At 54.6% G+C, this 19526-nt stretch carries 9 protein-coding genes; 2 read left to right on the top strand and 7 right to left on the bottom strand.

Annotation, left to right across the window (positions count from 1 at the left end):
• Nucleotides 1–30 precede the first annotated feature (30 nt).
• The 6 genes from CFter6_RS06150 to CFter6_RS06120 form a co-directional block, all read right to left on the bottom strand.
• A complete protein-coding gene (locus CFter6_RS06150; RefSeq protein WP_061539176.1) occupies nucleotides 31–489 on the bottom strand; it encodes a hypothetical protein in 459 nt (152 codons plus the stop codon).
• Nucleotides 486–11927 carry a hemagglutinin repeat-containing protein gene (locus CFter6_RS06145; protein ID WP_061539175.1) on the bottom strand — a complete coding sequence of 3814 codons (11442 nt, stop codon included), beginning with the start codon at nucleotides 11925–11927 and terminating at the stop codon, nucleotides 486–488. Before CFter6_RS06145 ends, CFter6_RS06150 begins: the two co-directional genes overlap by 4 nt.
• 86 nt (nucleotides 11928–12013) lie before the next feature.
• The gene (locus tag CFter6_RS25515) at nucleotides 12014–12997 is read right to left on the bottom strand and encodes a transferrin-binding protein-like solute binding protein (RefSeq protein ID WP_150118653.1); all 984 of its coding nucleotides are present in this window, start codon (nucleotides 12995–12997) and stop codon (nucleotides 12014–12016) included.
• Nucleotides 12998–13021: 24 nt separating this feature from the next.
• Nucleotides 13022–14740: a ShlB/FhaC/HecB family hemolysin secretion/activation protein gene (locus CFter6_RS06135; RefSeq protein WP_236904557.1), complete on the bottom strand. Its 1719-nt coding sequence runs from the start codon at nucleotides 14738–14740 to the stop codon at nucleotides 13022–13024.
• 249 nt (nucleotides 14741–14989) lie between these two features.
• A complete protein-coding gene (locus CFter6_RS24940; RefSeq protein WP_082814630.1) occupies nucleotides 14990–15793 on the bottom strand; it encodes a helix-turn-helix transcriptional regulator in 804 nt (267 codons plus the stop codon).
• Between the two features lie 557 nt (nucleotides 15794–16350).
• Complete coding sequence (locus CFter6_RS06120) at nucleotides 16351–16695, bottom strand: hypothetical protein (protein ID WP_061539171.1); 345 nt, start codon at nucleotides 16693–16695, stop codon at nucleotides 16351–16353.
• 343 nt (nucleotides 16696–17038) lie between these two features.
• Here CFter6_RS06120 and CFter6_RS06115 point away from each other — a divergent pair, with 343 nt between their 5' ends.
• Together CFter6_RS06115 and CFter6_RS25510 are read left to right on the top strand one after the other, a co-directional pair.
• A complete protein-coding gene (locus CFter6_RS06115) occupies nucleotides 17039–17359 on the top strand; it encodes a hypothetical protein (RefSeq protein ID WP_061539170.1) in 321 nt (106 codons plus the stop codon).
• Between the two features lie 158 nt (nucleotides 17360–17517).
• Nucleotides 17518–18207 (top strand): hypothetical protein, encoded by a 690-nt coding sequence (locus CFter6_RS25510; protein ID WP_150118652.1) that lies wholly within the window; start codon nucleotides 17518–17520, stop codon nucleotides 18205–18207.
• Nucleotides 18208–18413: 206 nt separating this feature from the next.
• On the opposite strand, the gene CFter6_RS06110 is transcribed toward CFter6_RS25510, so the two are convergent.
• Nucleotides 18414–19286 carry a restriction endonuclease gene (locus CFter6_RS06110; protein ID WP_167351364.1) on the bottom strand — a complete coding sequence of 291 codons (873 nt, stop codon included), beginning with the start codon at nucleotides 19284–19286 and terminating at the stop codon, nucleotides 18414–18416.
• Nucleotides 19287–19526: the final 240 nt, after the last annotated feature.

Raw genomic sequence — 19526 nt, 5'->3', positions numbered from 1 at the left:
GCCCAAGCGCCCCCCTACTGCTATTCTTCCTTAAAGAATAGCGAGTCGCGCATCCAGCAACTTTAATTTTTCGGAATCCGATAACATCGACCAGCAATTGTGAGTAACTGCTGACACAGGAACGTCCAATATCTCCGGTGGATTCTTAAATTCCCATGAAGCCATTTGCTGGCTACCGCATGACGGACAAAGGGGAAGCGCATCAATTTCAAACGGTGACATTTCGCTGTCCAAGTCACAGGCCAAGCCGCCATATATACGACGAAGAATTTTGGCCCTTTCTAAAGGTTGTAGAACAGAAGCTTTTGGATGACTCGACAGCAAATTATCAACCTCCTTATAGGTTAAATCCATAAAAGCATTCAAATAGGCCATTTCCCCGTTTTTTGACCGAAGCAAAAATTCGCCATACGCATCTTCACCGAGTGCAGGCGCGTCAAAACTGGTCGCGCAACGGGCGCATGTGTATTTAATTAGTTCAAGCTTCATGGAACCGCCGGAGTAACCATAATAGGTTTTAAAATTTGATTGAAATTATTGAGGATGGCCAAATTCGTTCCACCTGTGGCCCGCTCAGAACCGTACCTGATCGCATTGTAACCTTGTGCCAAAGCGTCCGTCCCAATTTGTTGGGTTGTTGATGAAATACTGCCTCCTTTATACCCCCAGGCCGCAGCAGTATCTGAATTGGTCAAGTCCAATACCTTTAAGCTATTTTGATTAACTGAGAATCGAATTCCCGTAGTAGGCTCCACACCATAATGAGCCATTTCAGCCAGCGAAGTTGAAGGCTGTTCAGCCACATAAAATGCTGAACCAAATCGGCTATTTGCATTCAGGAATGCGGGATCAATTCCACTTCCCAGAATCCCCGAAGCCGCACCAGTTGTCCTTGTTGCATGCCAGACAGAATCAATACCTGTAGCGCTATTTGCCGCTTTTACCAAATCAGGAACACTGATCCCACCACCGCCCATTACAATTTTGCTACCTGACGAAACAAACTGTTCGGTCGCCAAGTATTTGATTCCGTTGACCCCTGCGATGGTCAGATCCAAAGCACCTAGTGCCACCAGCGCCCATTGCTCCGGATAGACACCTTGTAGCCCATCAGACCGCTGCATTGCGTAATGACGGACCTGATCAACGGCAAGCCAATCCGGATTCTTAGAACAATCAGAAGGAGCCGTGCAGATTTTTCCCTCAACTATCAACAGCTGATTCGCCAAATTTTGTGCCGGCTCACCCGATATTTCTTTCAACGCAGCATTAGCTTTGACTAGCTCTTGATTACGACGATCATCCTCCGCTTGCAAATTACCTAGCTGTTGACATGCATCAGCACTTTTGCTCACAAAACAAGCAGCTGAGAGCTCCTTTTCTTTCTGTTTTTCTTTTTTCGATAACCAATTATTCGTTACCGCATTCTGCGCAATATTCGCCCCTACATTGGCGTCCAACAGCGAACCGCCCGTCGCTCCCGCCACCAATGCACCAATTGCCGTCGACAAGCCAATCACCGTCTGTATCTGACCGGCATCCAGTTTTTCAGGATGGAAGGTGCCGTTAGCGTCATAAGCATCAGGATACAACTGGCGCGTGATTTCTTGGGCAGCCAATTCACCTGCCGCACCGGCCCCAGCGCCGGCTGCCGCACTGGCTCCATTAGCGGCGGCGAGGATGCCACCTAGCACCGCGTGAGTCAGAACCTGCGCCGTCTGGTTCTCATGCCCCGGTTGCGCAAAATAATCTCCTATCGCCTGCGCTGCAAACGGCGCACTGGCATTGGCGGCAAGTTGACCCGCCCCTTGACCGGCGACGCCACCGACCAGGATCGCCGTCACAACCTTTAAGTCGCGCGTGTAATCGCCTGTCGGTCCCCAGTTTTTGAGGGTAGCTTGTGCGTCCTTGGCATCTTGCTGCGCTTGCTCTTTTTGCGCTTGCGTACTGTCCGGATTGTGGAGCACAGCCTGTGCCTGTTCATTTTTCTTATTCGCCGCGGCGCCAATGTCGTTAGCGATTTGGTTGCTGGTGGTAATCACGGTGTTGGCCGCCGCAGCCATGGCCTGCTGATTGTTCATCACGTTTTTCAGATCGGGCAAGGGTGCAATGGCCGCATTGGCCGTCGCCAGATCGGTATGCGCGCCCATCCCGGCAGCACTGGTCATGTGCTGACCGCCAATATTGATGTTGCCATCGGTGAGCGTGCCGTAAGTCGTCGAGCCGGCACTGCCGCTCTCCAGCAACGGAATACCCGGAGTGACATTGGGGTTGCTGGCGCCGGTACTGGTTTGCGTCGGCGCTTTCCCTGAACCGCTGCCGCCGAGGCTTCCACTCATGCCGCCCGATATACTCGCCGAGTCAGCGGAATAATCCATCTTGTTGGTGATGTTTTCTACCGTGAGAGAATTAGCCGTCAGATCGGACTTGCCGGCATTGGTGCTGGCAATCGCACCGCCCTTCAAGGCCACTGCATCGGCAGTCACGTGATAACCGCCATTGCCCGCAAATAAGCCCGATTGCTGATTGACGGCATTGCTGGTTCCGTTCGCATTCGATTGCGACAGATTGCCCGATGCTTCCCATGCCGTGCCGAAGGAGATTTGCACCCGTCCGCCCACGCTGTTTTGTTCGTTGTGCTGGGTGGCGGTATCCTGCACCGATGTAATCGCCAGCGCACCGCCGACATCCGCATTGATCGTATCGGCTTTGACCGTGGCGCCCGCTAACGTGGTATCGCCCTTGGACTTCAAGGTGACGGTGTTGCCGCTTAACTGCGTATTGCTGTTCGTCGTTGCAGTATTGTTGTAATTGCCATTACCCACATTCGCAGTGACATATGCATAGGCCCCCGTTTGCGCACCCACCTCATACCCGACGCCTACCTCTACGCCAGCGCTGTGATTGCTCCCGCTACTGGTTGCGGTGCTTTGTCCGGCATCGAGCAGAATGTTGCGGGCCGAGTCGAGCGTCAAGGTTTTACCTGCCGCATCACCGGCAGCAATATGCGCTCCGGTCGCATGAATATCGCCCTCAGTGCTGGTCAGATTGACGTTGCCGCCGCCCTGGATGCTGCTGCCCTGAGCCTGGCTATAATTGCTGCGATCCTGGCTATTTGCCGTCGTAAAACCAACACCGACTTCCGCTTTCAACAATTCGCCACTCCCGCCCTCTTTTAAGGCGGCACTGGCGGCACTGGCGACCTGGTATCCATTCGATACGGCCGCCAGCCCTTGCATGGCTTGCAGGCGACCGTCCGATTTCTTCGCATTCTCAAGATTGTTGCCCAGATCGATCAGCGGCGACGTCACGCGGGCGAATGCGCCTACTTTCAGGTCGGAGGTACTTTGATCGCTATTGCCGGTATTGGCGGCCGTATTGATGTCGATGGATTTAGCGACAATATTAATATCCTGGGCGGCCAGCACATTGCTGGCGGTCTGCGTGTATTTCTCTCCGGCGGAGAGATTCACATTCCCCTGCAAACTACCGACATTAGAGGCGACCTGGGTGACGCTGGTATCGTTATTTTTGCTCTTGTCTGCGCTATAGCCCGCAAAACGCTCCGTATCGGAAATGACCACTTTACCGATGGCCTGGGTGTTGTTCTGATTCGCATTCGTCGCCGTATTCTGGCCGCTCTGAATGGTCAGGTTCCTGGCGGCATTGATGCTCAGATCGCTGGTGGCAACCAAGTTGCTGGCGGTCAGATTGATGTCGCCGTCCGTCGTCGCCAGCGTAGCCTTGCCCCCTGCCGACAAGGTTGTTCCAGTGACGGTGTCGGTGCTGCCGTTACCGTTGCCTTTGCCGTTAAACACCCCGGCCGGCAAACTACCCCGGTTATCCAGGCTCCAGCCTTTCGAGGCGTTGGTTTGTCCCTGGGATTCGAAGCTGTGCGCCACATCGAGGTTGATATTGTCTTTGGCAATCAACATGGCGTCGCCGCCGGAGCTCATGTTGGTGCCCTGGCTGGTGATGCTGCCACCGGTGGCCAGCACCGTCAAATTGTTGCCCGCCGTGAGCGAACTGACCTGCGCTGTGCTGGTCGCATGATCCTGGTTACCGCTGCTACTGTGCGAGCCGGCTTGCACCACCACCGGCGTACTCGCGGCCAGGGTCCCATCGCCAATCGCGTCACCATACTTGGTGCTCTTACCCAGAATGCTGGTACTCGGATTGCCGCTGGCGCTTTGCTGATAGGCGCTCTTGAAGGCGGCCACAGGATTCAGCGTCAATCCTAGCGATATGCCGCTGGAACTCGATTGCTGGGCGCCATGTTCCACGCTGGTGTTTTGTGCAGCGCTGAGATCCACGCTTTTGCCGATCAGCGTCAGATTCTGGCCTGCGCTAATATCCGAAGCCACGACACTCAGCGCCTGCCCGGCTTGAATACGCGTGTTACCGTTGATCGAGGCAATGCTCGATCCCTGCTGCGTCAACGTCTCGACGCTGTTCTGACTGCTGGCACTGCCTTTACCGTACCCAATGCTTGCAACCCCACCAGAAAATCCTGCCGTGAAACCGGATTTTTTCTGCTCATGGCTCGAATCAGTCTGGCTGGTATTTTGTGCAGACACGATCGCCACCTTGCCGTTGTTGGCCGTCAGCGATACATCGTTCACACCGATCACATTGCTGCCGCGCACCGTGACATCATTGCCGGCCGTCACGCTGACCTGATTTCCTGACACCGTACTGCCCTGGGCGACGTTGCCACTCATGGTCTGTACATCGTGACTACTACTGCTGGATAGGAAACCTTTGTGACTGCTCTTGTCTTCCTGGCTGAAATCATTATGGAGCATGGTTTCAGCGACAGTCACGTTCCCAGTTGCGCCCAGGATCGCATTGCCCTTGCCATCTTGATTGGCGCCGGCGCTGATCGCGCTGGCGGTCAGCGTAATATCTTTGGCCGGTGCACCTTTGACCAAGACCGTATTGCCAAAGGCGTCTTGCTGGGCACCTGCCAACACGGTCGCGTTGCCGCCTGCAATTAAAGTGCTTCCGATAGCCGACTGGTTATGCTGGTCAATGGTCTGTGAGCCATCTTTGCTGCTGCCGTCGGTATGATAACTGCTGCTGTCCGTAGCGTTCTGAATTTTAACGTTGCCGCCTGCTGCGACTAGCATGTCCTTACCCGAGGACAAATTGCTGCCAGTGACAGTCATGTCGCCACCACTGACGACGCCCAGATTGCCACCTGCAGCCACCGTGCTGCCGACTGCATGGGTCGATTGCGCATCAGTATGCGTATTGCCTACCGGCATCACATAATGGGATCCGGTCGTCACTGTCTCGACATTGATCGCATTGCCAGCTGTCAGCATGGCATTGCCGCTGGCGCTGACCTGCGCGCCTTGCAAGGTCAGGTTCTGGCCAGCAGACATCACCAGGTTCTGCGTCGCCGCAATCTTGCCGACCGCGCCGACTGCAGTGATGGTCGAACTATTGTTGCCGAAATTGGTAATCGTCGTGTTGGTGACAGACTGGTCCAGGATATTGTTGCCGGCAAAGAGACCGACATTGCCGCCGGCGAGCGTACCACCGATATTGCTGATGTCGTGATCCGCTGCCAGTAACAACTGTTGCTTACCGGACATCGTACCGCCGCTGTTGGTAATATCGGTACCCTGGATAGCCACCGAATTACCCGCGATCAATGCCCCGGTCGGCGTCAGGTCCATGTTCTTGGCCAAATACACCTGCGGCACCAACACGGTTTGCTGGCTGCCGTCCGGCAGTGTCACAGTCTGATTGACTAACCACACGATATTCGTGGTCAGCGCCGCCATCTGTGCATCCGACAGCGCTATACCCGGCACCATATTGAATTGCTTGGCGTACTGCGCACCGTTGGTCATCAGCGATTTATATTCTTCTTCCGCATTGGCATAACCATTCAAATAGCGCATGCCGGTCAGATTGGTGACCTGGTCGGTGACCAGCTTTTCTTCATAGAAACCGTCACCCAGGCGCTTTTGTGTCACTGCCGGATTAATCCCCAGCAGCCCCAGCATATAGTCGCTCGAAATGAAATTGCCATATTGGGTAAAGCGCGGGTCGGTGGCAATCAGATACGGTTGATTCGGCTGTGGGCGCACCGAATACAAGCCGTTGGTCGGCAACACAGTATTGACCGCGCCGGCGCGGGCGCCGTCTACCGTGCGCGCAGCGCCTGGTGTAGCCGTACTGCCCGTGCTGCCGACTGGCGTCGTGCCAGCGACACCGGTTTGATTACCTGCTGGTACACCGCCTATAGGCGCATTGCTGGCCAGATCCAGCGGCGCGATGCCGTCGCCAAGGCCGAGCGAGGCTGCACTGCTGCCAACCGGCCGCGTTGAGGCGCCCACACTGGTATTGGTGATCTTGCCGCCGCTGATAGTCACAGCCTGGTTGCTGGTGATGGTGCCGCCGGCTACGCCAATGTTCTGCGTAATCGGCGTAGCGCTCCAGCTCGACCATTGCACCGGTGTCGAACCATCCCTATCGGCACTACCAAAACCGCTCTGGTTGTCCGAGGTATAGGTACGTGTCAATTGGGTAGCGGTATTGACGATCTTGGTATTGTTGCTGCCGTCCGCTGAGGCCACACCGTCAATGGTCAAATTGCTGCCTGCGGCGATTTGTCCGTTGTCATTGTTGAGCTGGGTGCCGATAGCCATGTGCATCGCGCCGCCCGAGGTGATCTTCGCTGGCGCACCGGTCGTAGAGGCCAGTTGCGTTTCTGTTACCACCTGATGGGCAATGCGTTGGACTTCAACCGGGTAACCACCGGGGTTATCGGCCTGGGTACGCATGGTGTCAGCACCAATCACCGCGCTCGGATCGGTATAGTCCTTATACGTTTGCAAACGCACGCAATTGGCAGTGCAACTGCCGTACTGATTCGAATAGGCGATGGAACTGACCGTATTGCGAATCACATTATTGCTAAATTGCGACCAGGCATCGCCATTGGCGACCTGATCCGGGTTAGCCTGGTTATTGGCGATTGCCGTCACATACAGAGTCTGCGTGCCAGCGGTCGGCGTCACCCGTGACTGGCCGCCGATCTTGATGTCCGCGCCACCATTGGGTAACGCATAGGTCAGATCGCTTTGCAGGTATTCGAAGGCGGAATCGGTGGATTTCAGGTTGACCACCACCTTATAGAGCAGAACCCCGTCAGGCGTGACGATGGGGGTGCTGGAGACGATCTGCGACGGATCGACATAATAGGCATCTCGAATTCGCGTGTTCGAATTGCGCAGGGGATCGCCACCGCCAAACGATGGCGAGGGACGCAGCGAGGACCACCAGGCCGGCGTGCCCATGGTGGTCGTGGTATCCGACAACGTGACCGTATTGGTCTGCACGTTCTGCCGGACGTTGTTGATCTGGTTGGCTGCTACATTCAACGTGCCATCAGCTTCGATAGTCGACGACAAGTTGTTGATAGTGCCGGTCTGGTTGAACAGGTAGCCGTTTGCGTCCTTGGCGCCGTTGGCCGCCATGTTCAAATCACCCAGGCTATACAGCGTCGCGCCGTTCTGGTTATTGATGCTACCTGTTACCCACAGATTGACCTGGTTGACGCCGGCAATAATTGCGGCAGCCCCATCGTTGGTGACCGTGCCGGCATTAACGGTCACGTTGTTGCCGATCACCGTACCGGTATTGTTCAACTGATTACTGGTGGTATTGACATTGTTGCCTTCGAGTCGCCCCACATTCGTGATATTGCCGGACCCCGTGTTGATCGTAGTCGTTCCCGTGGTCAAATCACCCGGATTGCCGGAGGCGATGTCGGCACCCGCCGCATTGACCACATTCGCCGCATTGACCGTCAGATTGCCGGTTGCCGCTAAGGTGCCGGTATTGGTCAACGTACCCGTGCTCGATAACGTCAGGTTGCGGTTGGCAGTGATCTGGTTCGCGGCGTCATAGGTGTAATCCCCCTGCAGGCTGACATTGCCGTCACGGCCGGCTACCACCTTGCCGTCGCCGGCCAAGGTCGTCGCGGTCAGGCTCAGGTCGACGTCACTGCCCACGGCGCCGTTGATATTCGTAAAGGTACCGGTGGTGATAGCAATGCCGCCGCCGCTGCCACTCTGGTTGGCAATTTTACCGGCGGTATTGTCAATACTGGTCGTAGTCAAAACCACGCTGCCGCCGCTGATGTCGCCGCCGACGTTGGTCAGGGCTGCACCGGCTTGATTCAGCGTCAACGCATTGGCGGCAATCAGTTGGCCGCCGTTATTATTCAGGCTAGTGGCAGTATCCAGATTCAAGGCGCGGCCGGCGATGATCTGCGCGCCTTGGGTGTTGGACAATGTTGGAGTGGCAATGGTGACGTCGCCGGCGCCGCCGATCAAACCGGAACCGGTTACGGCGGATGGGTTGGCATTGGTGATCGCCATCGTGCCGGTGACGGTAGTCTGACCGCTGCCAACATTGATGATCTTGCCGCTGGTGTTGTCGAGCGTGTTGCCGGAGACCTGCAACTGGCCGCTACTGCCCAGGGCTTCGATCTTGCCGCCGATGTTGCTCAATGCGCCTTGCGCGGTGGTGGTGACGTTGCCCATGGCTTCCATGGCGCCGTTGCTATTATCGAGCGTACTGCCAGACGATACGGTCAAATCCCCCAGCGCACCGATGGCGCCGCCGACGTTGTTGATGCTGCCGGCCGTTGTCGTGACATTGCTTTTACCGCTGATACTGCCAGCCGCGTTGTTCAATGCCTGAGCGACATTCACCGCGACAGCGCCCGTCCCAAGATTTTGCACCTTACCACCGGCGTTATTGAGGGACTGCGCGTTGACGGTTGCGCCTGCCGTCGCGCCTTCCATCGTCCCGCCCTGGTTGTTGATCAGGCCGCCAGTAGCATTCACTGCCACTGCCGCGCCACCGATATAACCGCCCTGGCTGTTGTCGATACCCGCGCCGCTGGTGACCGACTCATTGCCGACCGCCGTCAGTTTTCCGCCCTGGTTCACGATAGAACTGGCGGTGACAGTCGCGGCGCCATTGGTTCCCAGCACGCCGCCGTTATTCGACAAAGCGCCAGTCTGTACCGTCAGCGCACCGCTTCCGGTATGGGCAATGGTGCCGCCGTTGTTCTGGAGAGCGCCTGGAGCCAGCGTCAGATTGCGCGCCACAATGCCGATCATGCCCTGGTCATTATTGAGCAATTGCGAGACATTGACTGTTGCCACGCCATTGCTATCGCCCTGGATGATTTTACCGCCGGCATTGACCAGGGTACTGGCTTCCAGGTCAATCGACCCTGCCCCCAAGGTACCGTTGCTGTTGTCGAGCGTGGCGGCTGTGATAGTGGCGCTGCTCGGGCTGGCATTCGAGCCAGCCTGAATGGTGCCACCGCTATTGGTCAGCGTCGACCCAGCGTTGACATGCATTGCTCCGTTCGAGGCCAGGGTGCCGGTATTGTTGTTCAGCGATGCCGCACTCAGGTCCAGCGTCTGTTGCGCGCTGATGGTGCCGCTGTTGGTGGCCGCACCCGCCGTGATGCTGGCCGCGCCATTGGTGACGATCGTGCCGTGCTGATTTGACAGCGCACCCGAGGCAATCTTCAGCGCGCCGGCGGCAGCTTGCGAGATAGTGCCATTGTCGTTGATCAGACCACCTGTCGTGAGGGTCAGGTCGTTGGCGTTACTCTGCACCGTGCCGTGTGTGTTGTCAAAAGCGCCGACCGTTTGCAGCGCCATCGCAGCAGTATCGCTTTGCGAAATGACGCCGGATTGATTCGCGATGTCATGCGCATGCAGATTGATCTGGGCAGCAGCAATCGTGCCCGCGTTATTGCTCAGCGCCGATCCGGCAGAACCGTTCAAGACGCCGCCCGCTGCCAGGGTGCCTGAGGAATTGTCCAGCGCCTGCGTAGTGGCGATCGTCAGATTTTGTGCTGCGGAAATTGTGCTGCTGTTGATCAGCGATCCTGCCGACACATTGGCGTTGCCGTTGCCGCCAATGACGCCTCCGGCAGCGTTGACGAGCTGGCCACTGGCCGTCAGCGTCAGGCCGTCGGCATTGAGCGACTTGATGCTGCCCGCGCTATTGTCGATATTCGCGCCGCTCAGTGTGAGCCCGGTGCCGGATTGGATGGTGCCGTGCGCATTGGAAATATCGCCAGTACTTGACAGTATCGTCTGTTGCACCGAAGTCAATGATCCGCCCTGGTTATTCAGGCTAGCGGCACGCAGATTGATTTGACCGTTGCTGGCAATCGATCCCTGCGTATTCGTCGTGGCGCCGCTTTGGATCGTTGCGGTGCCGGATCCGGCGTGGCTGATTTGGCCGCCGGCATTGTTCAGGCTGCCCGACTGGATCGTCACATTCTGCGCATTGGTGCTGATGGTGCCCGCGCCATTATCGAGCAAACCGCTGGTCGTGATGCCGGTGTCGCCAGTGCCAGACTGGACCAGTTTGCCGCCGATATTCGATAAACTGGCGGAAGTGGTCGTCAGCTGTGCGGCATTGATGCTGCCCTGGTCATTGGTGACGGCGCCTGTGGCGCTCAGGTTGGCCATCCCCGCCGCTTGCAGCATGCCGCCCGTCAGGTCGATGTTCCCGGCATTGGCCGCCAAACCAATATTGCCTCCGGCGTTGGTGTTACTATGCGCCAAATTGATGCTGCTTCCCGCATTGGCGCCGACATTGTTGGTCGCCGTGTTCTGGCCCGTTGCGCTGATGGCGCCGGCGGCAATCAGACTCAAGCTTCCCGGCTGCGTGGCATGGCCATTCGCGTCAATACCCGCGCCCAACACGCCGGTCGAATTAATCGACCCGGAAAACAGCAATACATCATTTTGCGCAGCGATGGTGCCGCTATTGGCAATCTCGCCTGCGCTATACAGTTGCATGCTCTGCTGGCCAGAAAGAGTCCCAGAATTCGTGATGCCATCGTTGCCGACGATACGCACCGAACCTGTTGCGGAAGTGTGGCCGCCCAGGGTGATTTTTCCCTGATTATCGATGTTCAGGTCGCCGGCTTGCGCTGCGATATTGCCCAAACTGACCACGCCAACACCGGCTTCCGTCCCCACCAGCTTGATCTTGTTGGCGTACATGCCGCCCAAAGCGGACGAATCTATCCCCACGGTAGGCTTGCCGCCTTCCCCTGTGATCACTTGCACGCCCAAGTCGGCATAATTGACCGCGTTGGCGCCGGCAATGACGTTTAGATTGTTGGCCCACAACTGACCATTCACCGACACAGAACGTGCAATCAGATCAAGCTGATCCAGATTGTTGCCATTCAAGCCGTTGGCGTCAATTTGAATATCGCCACGGGTCACCCTGAACGCCTGCAAGCTGCCATCGCCGCCGAACACAGGTACACCGGTCGTCAAGACACCACGCGAGGTATTGATGAAACCGCATCCCGAGCAGGATATGCCATTGACGTTAGCGATCACCACCTGGGCTTTCTGGCCCGCCACTTCGATATAGCCGTTCAGTTGGCTGCGACTCGTTCCGGTCACTTCGTTCAAAATAATCCGCGCCGAATTGCCAGGCGTGAGGTTCGCATTGCCAGGCACCCAGCCTGCCTGCTGCGTTTGCACGCTCGTCGGCGCGTTGTTCAGAATCGCGCCTTGGCTGCCGACGGAGAATTGATTGTACTGATTATGGGACACGCCCGCGCCGTTCGGCGCCACGATATTGACCAGGGGGATACTGGTGGCGGTTTGTCCGACTGTGGGACGATGCGACCCAGCATTTGGATCGGCCACAATTTGCGCCTGCACAAAAGTGACATTGCCAAACAGCGCCGCAATCGTCACGCCTAAATGCACCAGACGCATCAGCGGTAAAGTAGTCGCGCTGCTGCCGGCCCCAGCTCCTTTACCCTGGCTGGCTACGTTCTCCGCCACCGCCATCAACATGCCGCGGTGTTTATTAAAAATAACACGGAAATTTTGCTTGTTCATAATCAATCCAGGGTAAAAAGTGATCCGGTTTCATCGTCAACAACATCAGGTGTTGACGATCAGCCGGGTATAGCTGAAATGCAGGGTTATTGCTTACGCAATGCCATGGAAATGTATTGCGTGGTGGGGAATGTATTCGGCAGACTGTGGTATTCAAAAATACCGCCAAACTCTTCCGCATTGGCGCCGAAAAAGCGGAACACGGTGGCATAGCCGTCGCCCGAGAAGCCCATGCCGCTCGAATGTTTCGGAATGCTGTACCCAGTATTCAGGGTGGAATAGTTAATCCCGCTAAACGTGATGGCCGAAGCAAAAGTTGCCGGATCTCTTGTCGACGGACTGTTGACGCTATCGATAAGTACGGGATTGGCAGCCACCGCAATAGCAATTGTTTGAGCTGCATAATCGACCGTTGCCGTGACATCCGATGAGTACAACGCAAAACGATTGATCGCGGTGCCAACAGTGCTGTTTTCAATCACGTACTGGAAAGCCTTGCCTGCATAAATGGCTGTGCCGGAAGTTGGCCAGGTCAATGTGGTGAGATCGGTTTGATAGCCGGGGAGCGCAAATCCTCCTGCATTTGGATCGCTTATATTGCGCCAGAAGACGTTTTGCACCGTCTTCGTAGCATTCGGCACCAGTATTTTGACGTCCTTGTTAGCCGCACCATTACTAGTCGAAAAAACGTTGCTGGCAGCCACGCTTCCGCCAGGAAACGCAGAAGGAAATGTGAAGTTGTAATTAAGAGGAAAATCTTGTGATCCGCTAGTTTGATGCGAGAAGGTGATGTTGGCGGACGCATCAATCGTTGCGCCCAGATCGCGTCCATTTCGTGACGCCGTGCTTTGATATTGCAGTGAGGAAAACTGGTAATCCAAGCCCATACGGGAAAACGGCAGGGCCGCCGCCGTTGGCGCCACGACCGGTGATGTCGTGGAGCCACCCGCACTGCCTGTGCTGTTTCCGTTGTCGCCCCCCCCGCCGCACGCGCTCAACGTGCCCAAGAGCAGCAAACCGGCCATATTGGTCAATTGGGAAACGATATTTTTTTGATGAAGGATGTGCATTTTTATTCTTTATTTTGGGAGTGATTAATATTGATAATTCAAACTGAAACCGACAGCAGGCGTGGCAGTGCTAAAACCTTGCGGCTTATATAGCGCCCAGCTGGAAAACACGTCATAGCTCAGACCAAACAAACCGCCGCGCAGACCAACGGTAGCCCCGGCCAATTTATCGCCCAGCAGGTATTGCACACTCGGTCCGTAGACTTTGCCGACATCGAGGCCGACGTATGCTGACTGGCCGCTATTGGCAATCGGTAGATTCAATTCGTTGCGCAGATAGAAACCGCGCTCGGCGGCCAGGGTCAGTTCGCCATCAAAACCACGTACCGTGTACCGGTTGCCGATGCTGAACTGGTCTGTCAGGTTCAATTGCGAACGCGAAAGTTGACCACGGAACGTGCCGATATAGGTCAAGGGCTGGTCTGCGATCTTGAACGGCACGCTTAAGGTGGCGTCGATGGTCTGCAAGGTGTAGTGTTGATTGTTGGTGCTGGGGTCTTCCTGGCCTAATACATCTTTGGCATAGGTCTGCCCGTTGAACCAGCCCACACCCCAGCGATTCGCCAGCGTCAGATCAAGTTGGGCGCTGCCGAAGTAATGGGTATGCACCCACGCCAATTCGGCAAAGGTGGTGTTGCGGTCTTGTGCCGCAATTTCGGTATCTTCAATATAGGCGTGGCTCCAGCGCTTGCCGAGTTTGAATTGCCAGCTATTCTTTTGTATCTGGTCACGCTGAAACAGTTGCGCAATCTTCAATTCCAGGTTGCGCGACTTGCCGCTGGAAACAAAGGTTTCATTGGCGCCTGCCACCTGTTGGTGATAATCATAGGTGCTGCCGGACACCGCAAAATTCCAGTACCCGGCGGGGACCGCGTAGTACACATTATTGCCGGCCGTGCCGCGCTGACCGGCCTTGCGGTCGGCATCGGTCGTGATCCCGATGTTGAACAGATCGTTCAGTCCCAGCGGATTGTCGACGGCCAGGTTCAAACCAGCCTGCAGCTTGCCGGTGCCCTTGGCGCCACTGTCGTCCAGCGTGCCGGTCAGGTGCCACGGCTTGCTGCGTTTTACGGAGATCACGACATCGCTCTCGCCCGGTACTTCGCCCGGAACGATCTGCATGTCGACATCCTGGCTAGGGATGCGCTTCATCTGCTCCAGCCCTTGCTCCAGGTCGCGCAGGTTGAGGAGCTTGCCGGGGCCGGTGGGAAAAGCGGTTTTCCAGGTGCCGTAGAGAGACGGATCGCTAAAACGAATCGCGCGGATCACGCCAGGCACCAGCACCAGTTTCAGGACACCGCCTGCGATGTCCTGCCCGGGGATGCCGATGCGTGTCGTGCTGTAGCCTTTGCTCAAAATCAGCGCGGTCAATCGTTTGACGATCAGATCTAGTCCCTGCTTACCAATGCAGGCTTTGTCGTACTGACGCAGATAATCTTGTGCGAAACGGAAATGATCAAACGGCAAATCGCTGGCACCGATAGCGCGGACCGCAGGCGATAACTGCGCAGGCACATCCAGGACAAATTGATGAATCGTAAAGCAGGGGGATTCGGCCGGCAGCACCAGGCTATCCATGTCTTTCGCTGGTGCGGCGCCTTGCAAATTGACGTTCGGCGCCAGCAACTGACGTTGCCTCTCCTGCGCTTCGGCCTGACTGCGGCGGCGCTGTTCTTCGCTGTCCGGCGTCTGTACCGTTTGCGCACGAACAACGGGCAGTACCGACACCAACAGCAATATCAAGCTAGTCCCCCTGATAAAGCCTGACAGATTCCCCTTACGCTTCAAACGCTTCCCCATACATTACTGCCTTTATTATTGTGACTGACGTATTGAGATGCGCCGATTTCACGCTCTCATTTTTTATATAAATTGAAGAGATGCGTCAAAATATCGCATCTTTGATTGGCGGTATATAGAACTTTAGTTCCTTTTTGCACGCCATCGGTATGGCGCAAGCCGAACCATGCCTTGGTCGGCAACAAGGAAGACTTAAAATATTTTGACCCCATATGCGGGCTGTACACGCGCTTCATGTTCGGCAAGACGACTCACCAATTGAGTCCGATTTTCCATCCCCAGTTTTTGGAAAATGCGCATCAGATGGTGCTTGACTGTCATTTCGCTCAAGAAGATCGCTTCTGCAATTTCTCGGTTTGTTTTGCCTTGCGCCACCCAACGCAGAATCTCGCGTTCGCGTACGGATAAGGAGGATAGAAGCGCTTCAAAGGTATTCACATTGTTCAGATTCTCAATCACGCGACACAGCACTTCGTGCATGATCGGAGCCAATTGTCTGAGCATGGCGATATGCGTTTCGCCTAAAACACCAGGAATACGATGAAAACTATGATAGGTACCGATACAGCGCTCGGTATCGTAGACCGCATGTGCCGCAACGTTTTTCATGCCATGGCGCTGAAACTGCTCAAACCAATGCTGAGGGATGTCTGGCCAAGGCACATCACCGTCAAACAGTTGCGGCTCGCGCGTCATCAACCAGCGACGCAAGATTGGCGTATCAAGGCCGCCAGCTTTATTACAAATATCTTTCAAATGCTCAATGGGGTAGTCGACAGCAATGATTCCATCAGTGCCGACCCCGCCGGCATGAATACGGCCGTATCCACAACCCAAAGTTTCGTGAGGAAAAATAGGGCGAATTGCTTCACGCGTCCATTGTTTGAAATCGTCGATGGTCTGGACAGAGGTACCATCACGGATTAAATGATCAAACAATACGTCTCTATCTTTATCAACGCCCTCGGTCAATAAAGGTACTTTGGTCGCGGCCATATTTTTTTATTGCCTTCTTATATTCAAATCAGAAATATGATCGCCAAGGACATCTTGCAATGTCAGCCGCTAAAATCACCTTTTGTGAAAAATTTGGCTCTGTTTTCCACGCTGCCCGATACTCAAAACGCATGTTGGGTTTCAGATAGCGTAAAACGTCTACCAGCGAGCAAAAGATTGGCGAAGGCAGGCAGATTCCCCTAACAGTTAAGTGCCTCCCCATTTCCACGATTTTCCTTATTGTTCTTGCTTTGGAAGAAAGAGTGTAATGAGGACTTAATTGTTAAGCATTGCTTTTTTATTAAAAACTGATGGATTTTGCAAATGTTAACGCTTTGGAGGCCAGCCGAAGATCAATTTGTTGTGATATTGCAACAATCAGAGATTAGTAAATCCGAAAACCGGCTGCGACTCACGTGCCTAGGAATTGAGGTCTACCTTGCCCAATCATGGCTAACATCAATGCGAACCTTTTGCTGTGCCAAGCGTTCGTTCTGCATCCTGCACGCTAAAATTGGCATCGCAGGCAGGACCATACAAACTACACTCGCCGATGGTCATATAACACCGGAAATATTTCTCACTCTCAACGCCGCAACACCGCAACGCGGGCAGCGGATATTGGAGACGTGCGACAGAATGAACGCGCGCGTCAATGCCGTGACCACCTCGGTTGGTTCGTAGTCTTCTGGATCAAAGTCGTAGACGCGCGTAGCCTCTACAAGACGAATCGCCGCCGCACTGCGCTCCACGTCTTTGCCTCCAATGATGGCTAAGTAACGCAGCTCGAGCTCGCTCAGCTTGGCAGGTCGTGAATGTTTCTTGTCGGGCCAAGATCGAAAAAACGATTCCGCTATGTAGTTATAATTCTCAGATTCGTAGAAAACTAAGTGCCATGCCATTAGATAAGATCGCGCTCGCTTGCCCGCATTGCAGTGAACCCGTTACCCAACTACCCATCGCTGCACGTCCAATCCAGGAGCAAAGGCTAACTTGTCCTGCATGCAGACGACCAAGCACGCTGGCGAAGATGAAAACTGACGACGGCAATACGTTTCAATTGCACATACGTGAAATCTCTCCGAACGTGCGCAGACAACCTTATCCCACCACTATCAGAAAGCCGGCACGCGACTCTTAGTCGCTGCATAGGAATGCGACATTGCAAACAATTGTGGCGCAACAATTATTGCCTGTATGTTAATGGTAGTATGGTTTTAAGACAATAAAAGGAGTCAATTCAACATGAACACTACCCCCACCTCAGTTGAACCACTCAGCGACAAGCTCACCGAACTGGCGACCTACGATCCAAATCATCTATTGGATTCCTTGATCGATAAATTGCAGTTGAAGAATGATGCGGCGCTGTCTCGCGCACTTGAAGTGGCGCCGCCGGTGATCAGCAAGATCCGTCACCGACGGTTGCCGGTGGGGGCATCGTTACTAATTCGCATGCATGAGATCAGCGACCTCACAATCGGGGAGTTGCGTGGCTTGATGGGGGATCGTCGAGGAAAATTTCGTATCAGCGACAAACAATTCAAGCCTAAGTCAGAAATTTAATTCAGTGATTTCTAGAATATGTAGATCTATTGTTTGTACGGATTCTGAAAAATTACCGAAAGCGGATTTGGATGCGAATCAAATCGAGCTGCCGCGATTTCTCAGCTTTTTACAGACCTGCTAGACACTCGCTACGAGATCAAACCAGAATGGAATAAATGGCTAACGACAACCGAGAGACGAATCACCTTCCATTTTTTCATGTTTGGAATCTCGCCATTGCTGGGACGGTCTTATGCCTAGCAGCAGGTTGTGCCAATCCTCCGACATTCAAGACATGGGGCAAAGTCAACACTTCAGAAACTGATGTCAAGCAGGCTATGCATGAATGCGGCTATCCCAGCTCTGATGGAACAGATCGAACGACTTCACGCAACGAAGCAGTGAAAATGTTTCAATGCATGAGGCAAAAGGGCTTTCAAAAATCGCCGCCATATGACATTTGCGCGATACGCCAAGAGCTTCCCGCCTGCGTTGCTGAAAAACAAGGCTATCCCGTGAGCATCGCTCAACTTGTGACCTTTCCAGTTGACGACGATTCTGGCTTCTGGCTCATGCGCCCTGGCTTAAATCTCAGCCCCGAACGTTTAGTCGGCTGGCGTATACCACAGGGCGCGCGAAATGCCGACGAAGGTCTCAAAAATGATCGGCTTGCTCTCGCCGCAATGTATGAATGTGGTTATCCGAACCCCTTAGGATCTAGCATCAAGACGATCACTATTGGCGAAGCTGTGCCCGTGCAACAGTGCATGCTAAGGAAAGGTTTTATACCTACCATCAACCATGCATCGACCACAATGACGATTCCAGTCTGTCGGCAGTATCCAGAACTACCCGATTGCCGATAACACGACACCAGACCACTATGTCAATGACAAACCCTGACCTCCTGTACAAGTAAAGCTTATCTCTAAGTAATGGCGAGGCAGCTTGCAGTACTAGCACCGCGCTCAATAATGCATCCTGGTTATGCCATCATTTTGGACCGTCACATATCTCCCTGCGTATTTGAGCGACTAACCAGCAAGTCAGTCTCGAGCACTTGTATTGACGGTCAGCTGGGGAAAAGGTCTCGCACACGCGCAAACGGAGAACCGGTTTCGGCCGCTCGTCGCACTTTTCTATCGAGTACATGGTTGAGCGGAATCTCGCGATGCATCGTATCGTGCAGATCGAGACCATCCATGCAGATCACCCGCTTGCCTCGCCCAAACGCAGCAAGCCCGTCTTCGGTGAAACCGCTGTTGCTGATGAATAGGCCGCGCGTCCAAGCCGCTTTCTGCTCGAGCTTACCGTGGAACGTATGGAGATCGGCGACGCCCGTTTGCTCTCCTTGCCACTTGGCTTCCAGTAGATAGGTTTCATTGGAGAGCTGGAAGCTACCGTCGATCTGTTCACCCCGTAGCCGAAACGGCTCGCGGGCTTCCAGTCCGTAAACGTTGAAAATGTCGCGGAGCAGTTTTTCAAAGGCGTAGCCTCGCGCTTGGGGAGCGACCTGGTGGAGCGCGAGCAACTCGGCCTTGAGTAGGATGAGCCGCGGACGATCGAATGCCGGCACGGGCACCTGGCTGACAGGCTTGGCAGCATCGGGTTTGCCCTCCAACCGATTAATCAGCGCCAACAATCTCCCGTCGGCATTCTCGACAGAGTCCAGCTGTTGATCGCGAGCCCGCACGGCCTCGCGGTATTCCCACAAGGCTTTAAGCGCGCGGACGACGGTGGGGATATCGACCGCCTGCAGGAAGCAGCGAAGCCGCTTTCCCTTCGACCCGCCGTTCACCGCATACGCTGGATCGTCGATGTCACAGTTGAGCTCCTCGGTGAAAAACTGGGAGAAGGTTCGGTCGGAAAAATTGAGGACATATCCGCCCCCCATGACGAATAGATCTTCCAGGAAAAGCATATCGATGGAGCGAATGTTTGGCATATCTGTTGTTGCTGACCGAAAATTGACGCAGCAAAGGTATTGTTCATACCCCCTGAGGTTTGTATTTGTTATCACTTATTTTGCCACAGGAATTTATTACCGCCCAAGACAACTACTCAAAAAAAACGTCATTTGCCTGGGCAACTTCACCATCTTTCACCTTTATTATTACCCCTTAGCTTCTAACCCGCCGACTCAATGCATTCCTCACACCTGTTAAAAATGACAGTTGCAACTCGA

Source organism: Collimonas fungivorans (genome assembly GCF_001584145.1).
Taxonomy (GTDB): domain Bacteria; phylum Pseudomonadota; class Gammaproteobacteria; order Burkholderiales; family Burkholderiaceae_D; genus Collimonas; species Collimonas fungivorans.
The sequence above is the reverse complement of the archived record's forward strand: the minus strand, read 5'-3'. Positions and strand labels throughout refer to the sequence as shown.

Coding starts and splice junctions, on each gene's coding strand:
- CFter6_RS06150 (WP_061539176.1), bottom strand. CDS start 489: ATGAAGCTTGAACTAATTAAATACACATGCGCCCGTTGCGCGACCAGT.
- CFter6_RS06110 (WP_167351364.1), bottom strand. CDS start 19,286: ATGCCAAACATTCGCTCCATCGATATGCTTTTCCTGGAAGATCTATTC.
- CFter6_RS06145 (WP_061539175.1), bottom strand. CDS start 11,927: ATGAACAAGCAAAATTTCCGTGTTATTTTTAATAAACACCGCGGCATG.
- CFter6_RS25510 (WP_150118652.1), top strand. CDS start 17,518: ATGGCTAACGACAACCGAGAGACGAATCACCTTCCATTTTTTCATGTT.
- CFter6_RS25515 (WP_150118653.1), bottom strand. CDS start 12,997: ATGCACATCCTTCATCAAAAAAATATCGTTTCCCAATTGACCAATATG.
- CFter6_RS06115 (WP_061539170.1), top strand. CDS start 17,039: ATGAACACTACCCCCACCTCAGTTGAACCACTCAGCGACAAGCTCACC.
- CFter6_RS06120 (WP_061539171.1), bottom strand. CDS start 16,695: ATGGCATGGCACTTAGTTTTCTACGAATCTGAGAATTATAACTACATA.
- CFter6_RS24940 (WP_082814630.1), bottom strand. CDS start 15,793: ATGGCCGCGACCAAAGTACCTTTATTGACCGAGGGCGTTGATAAAGAT.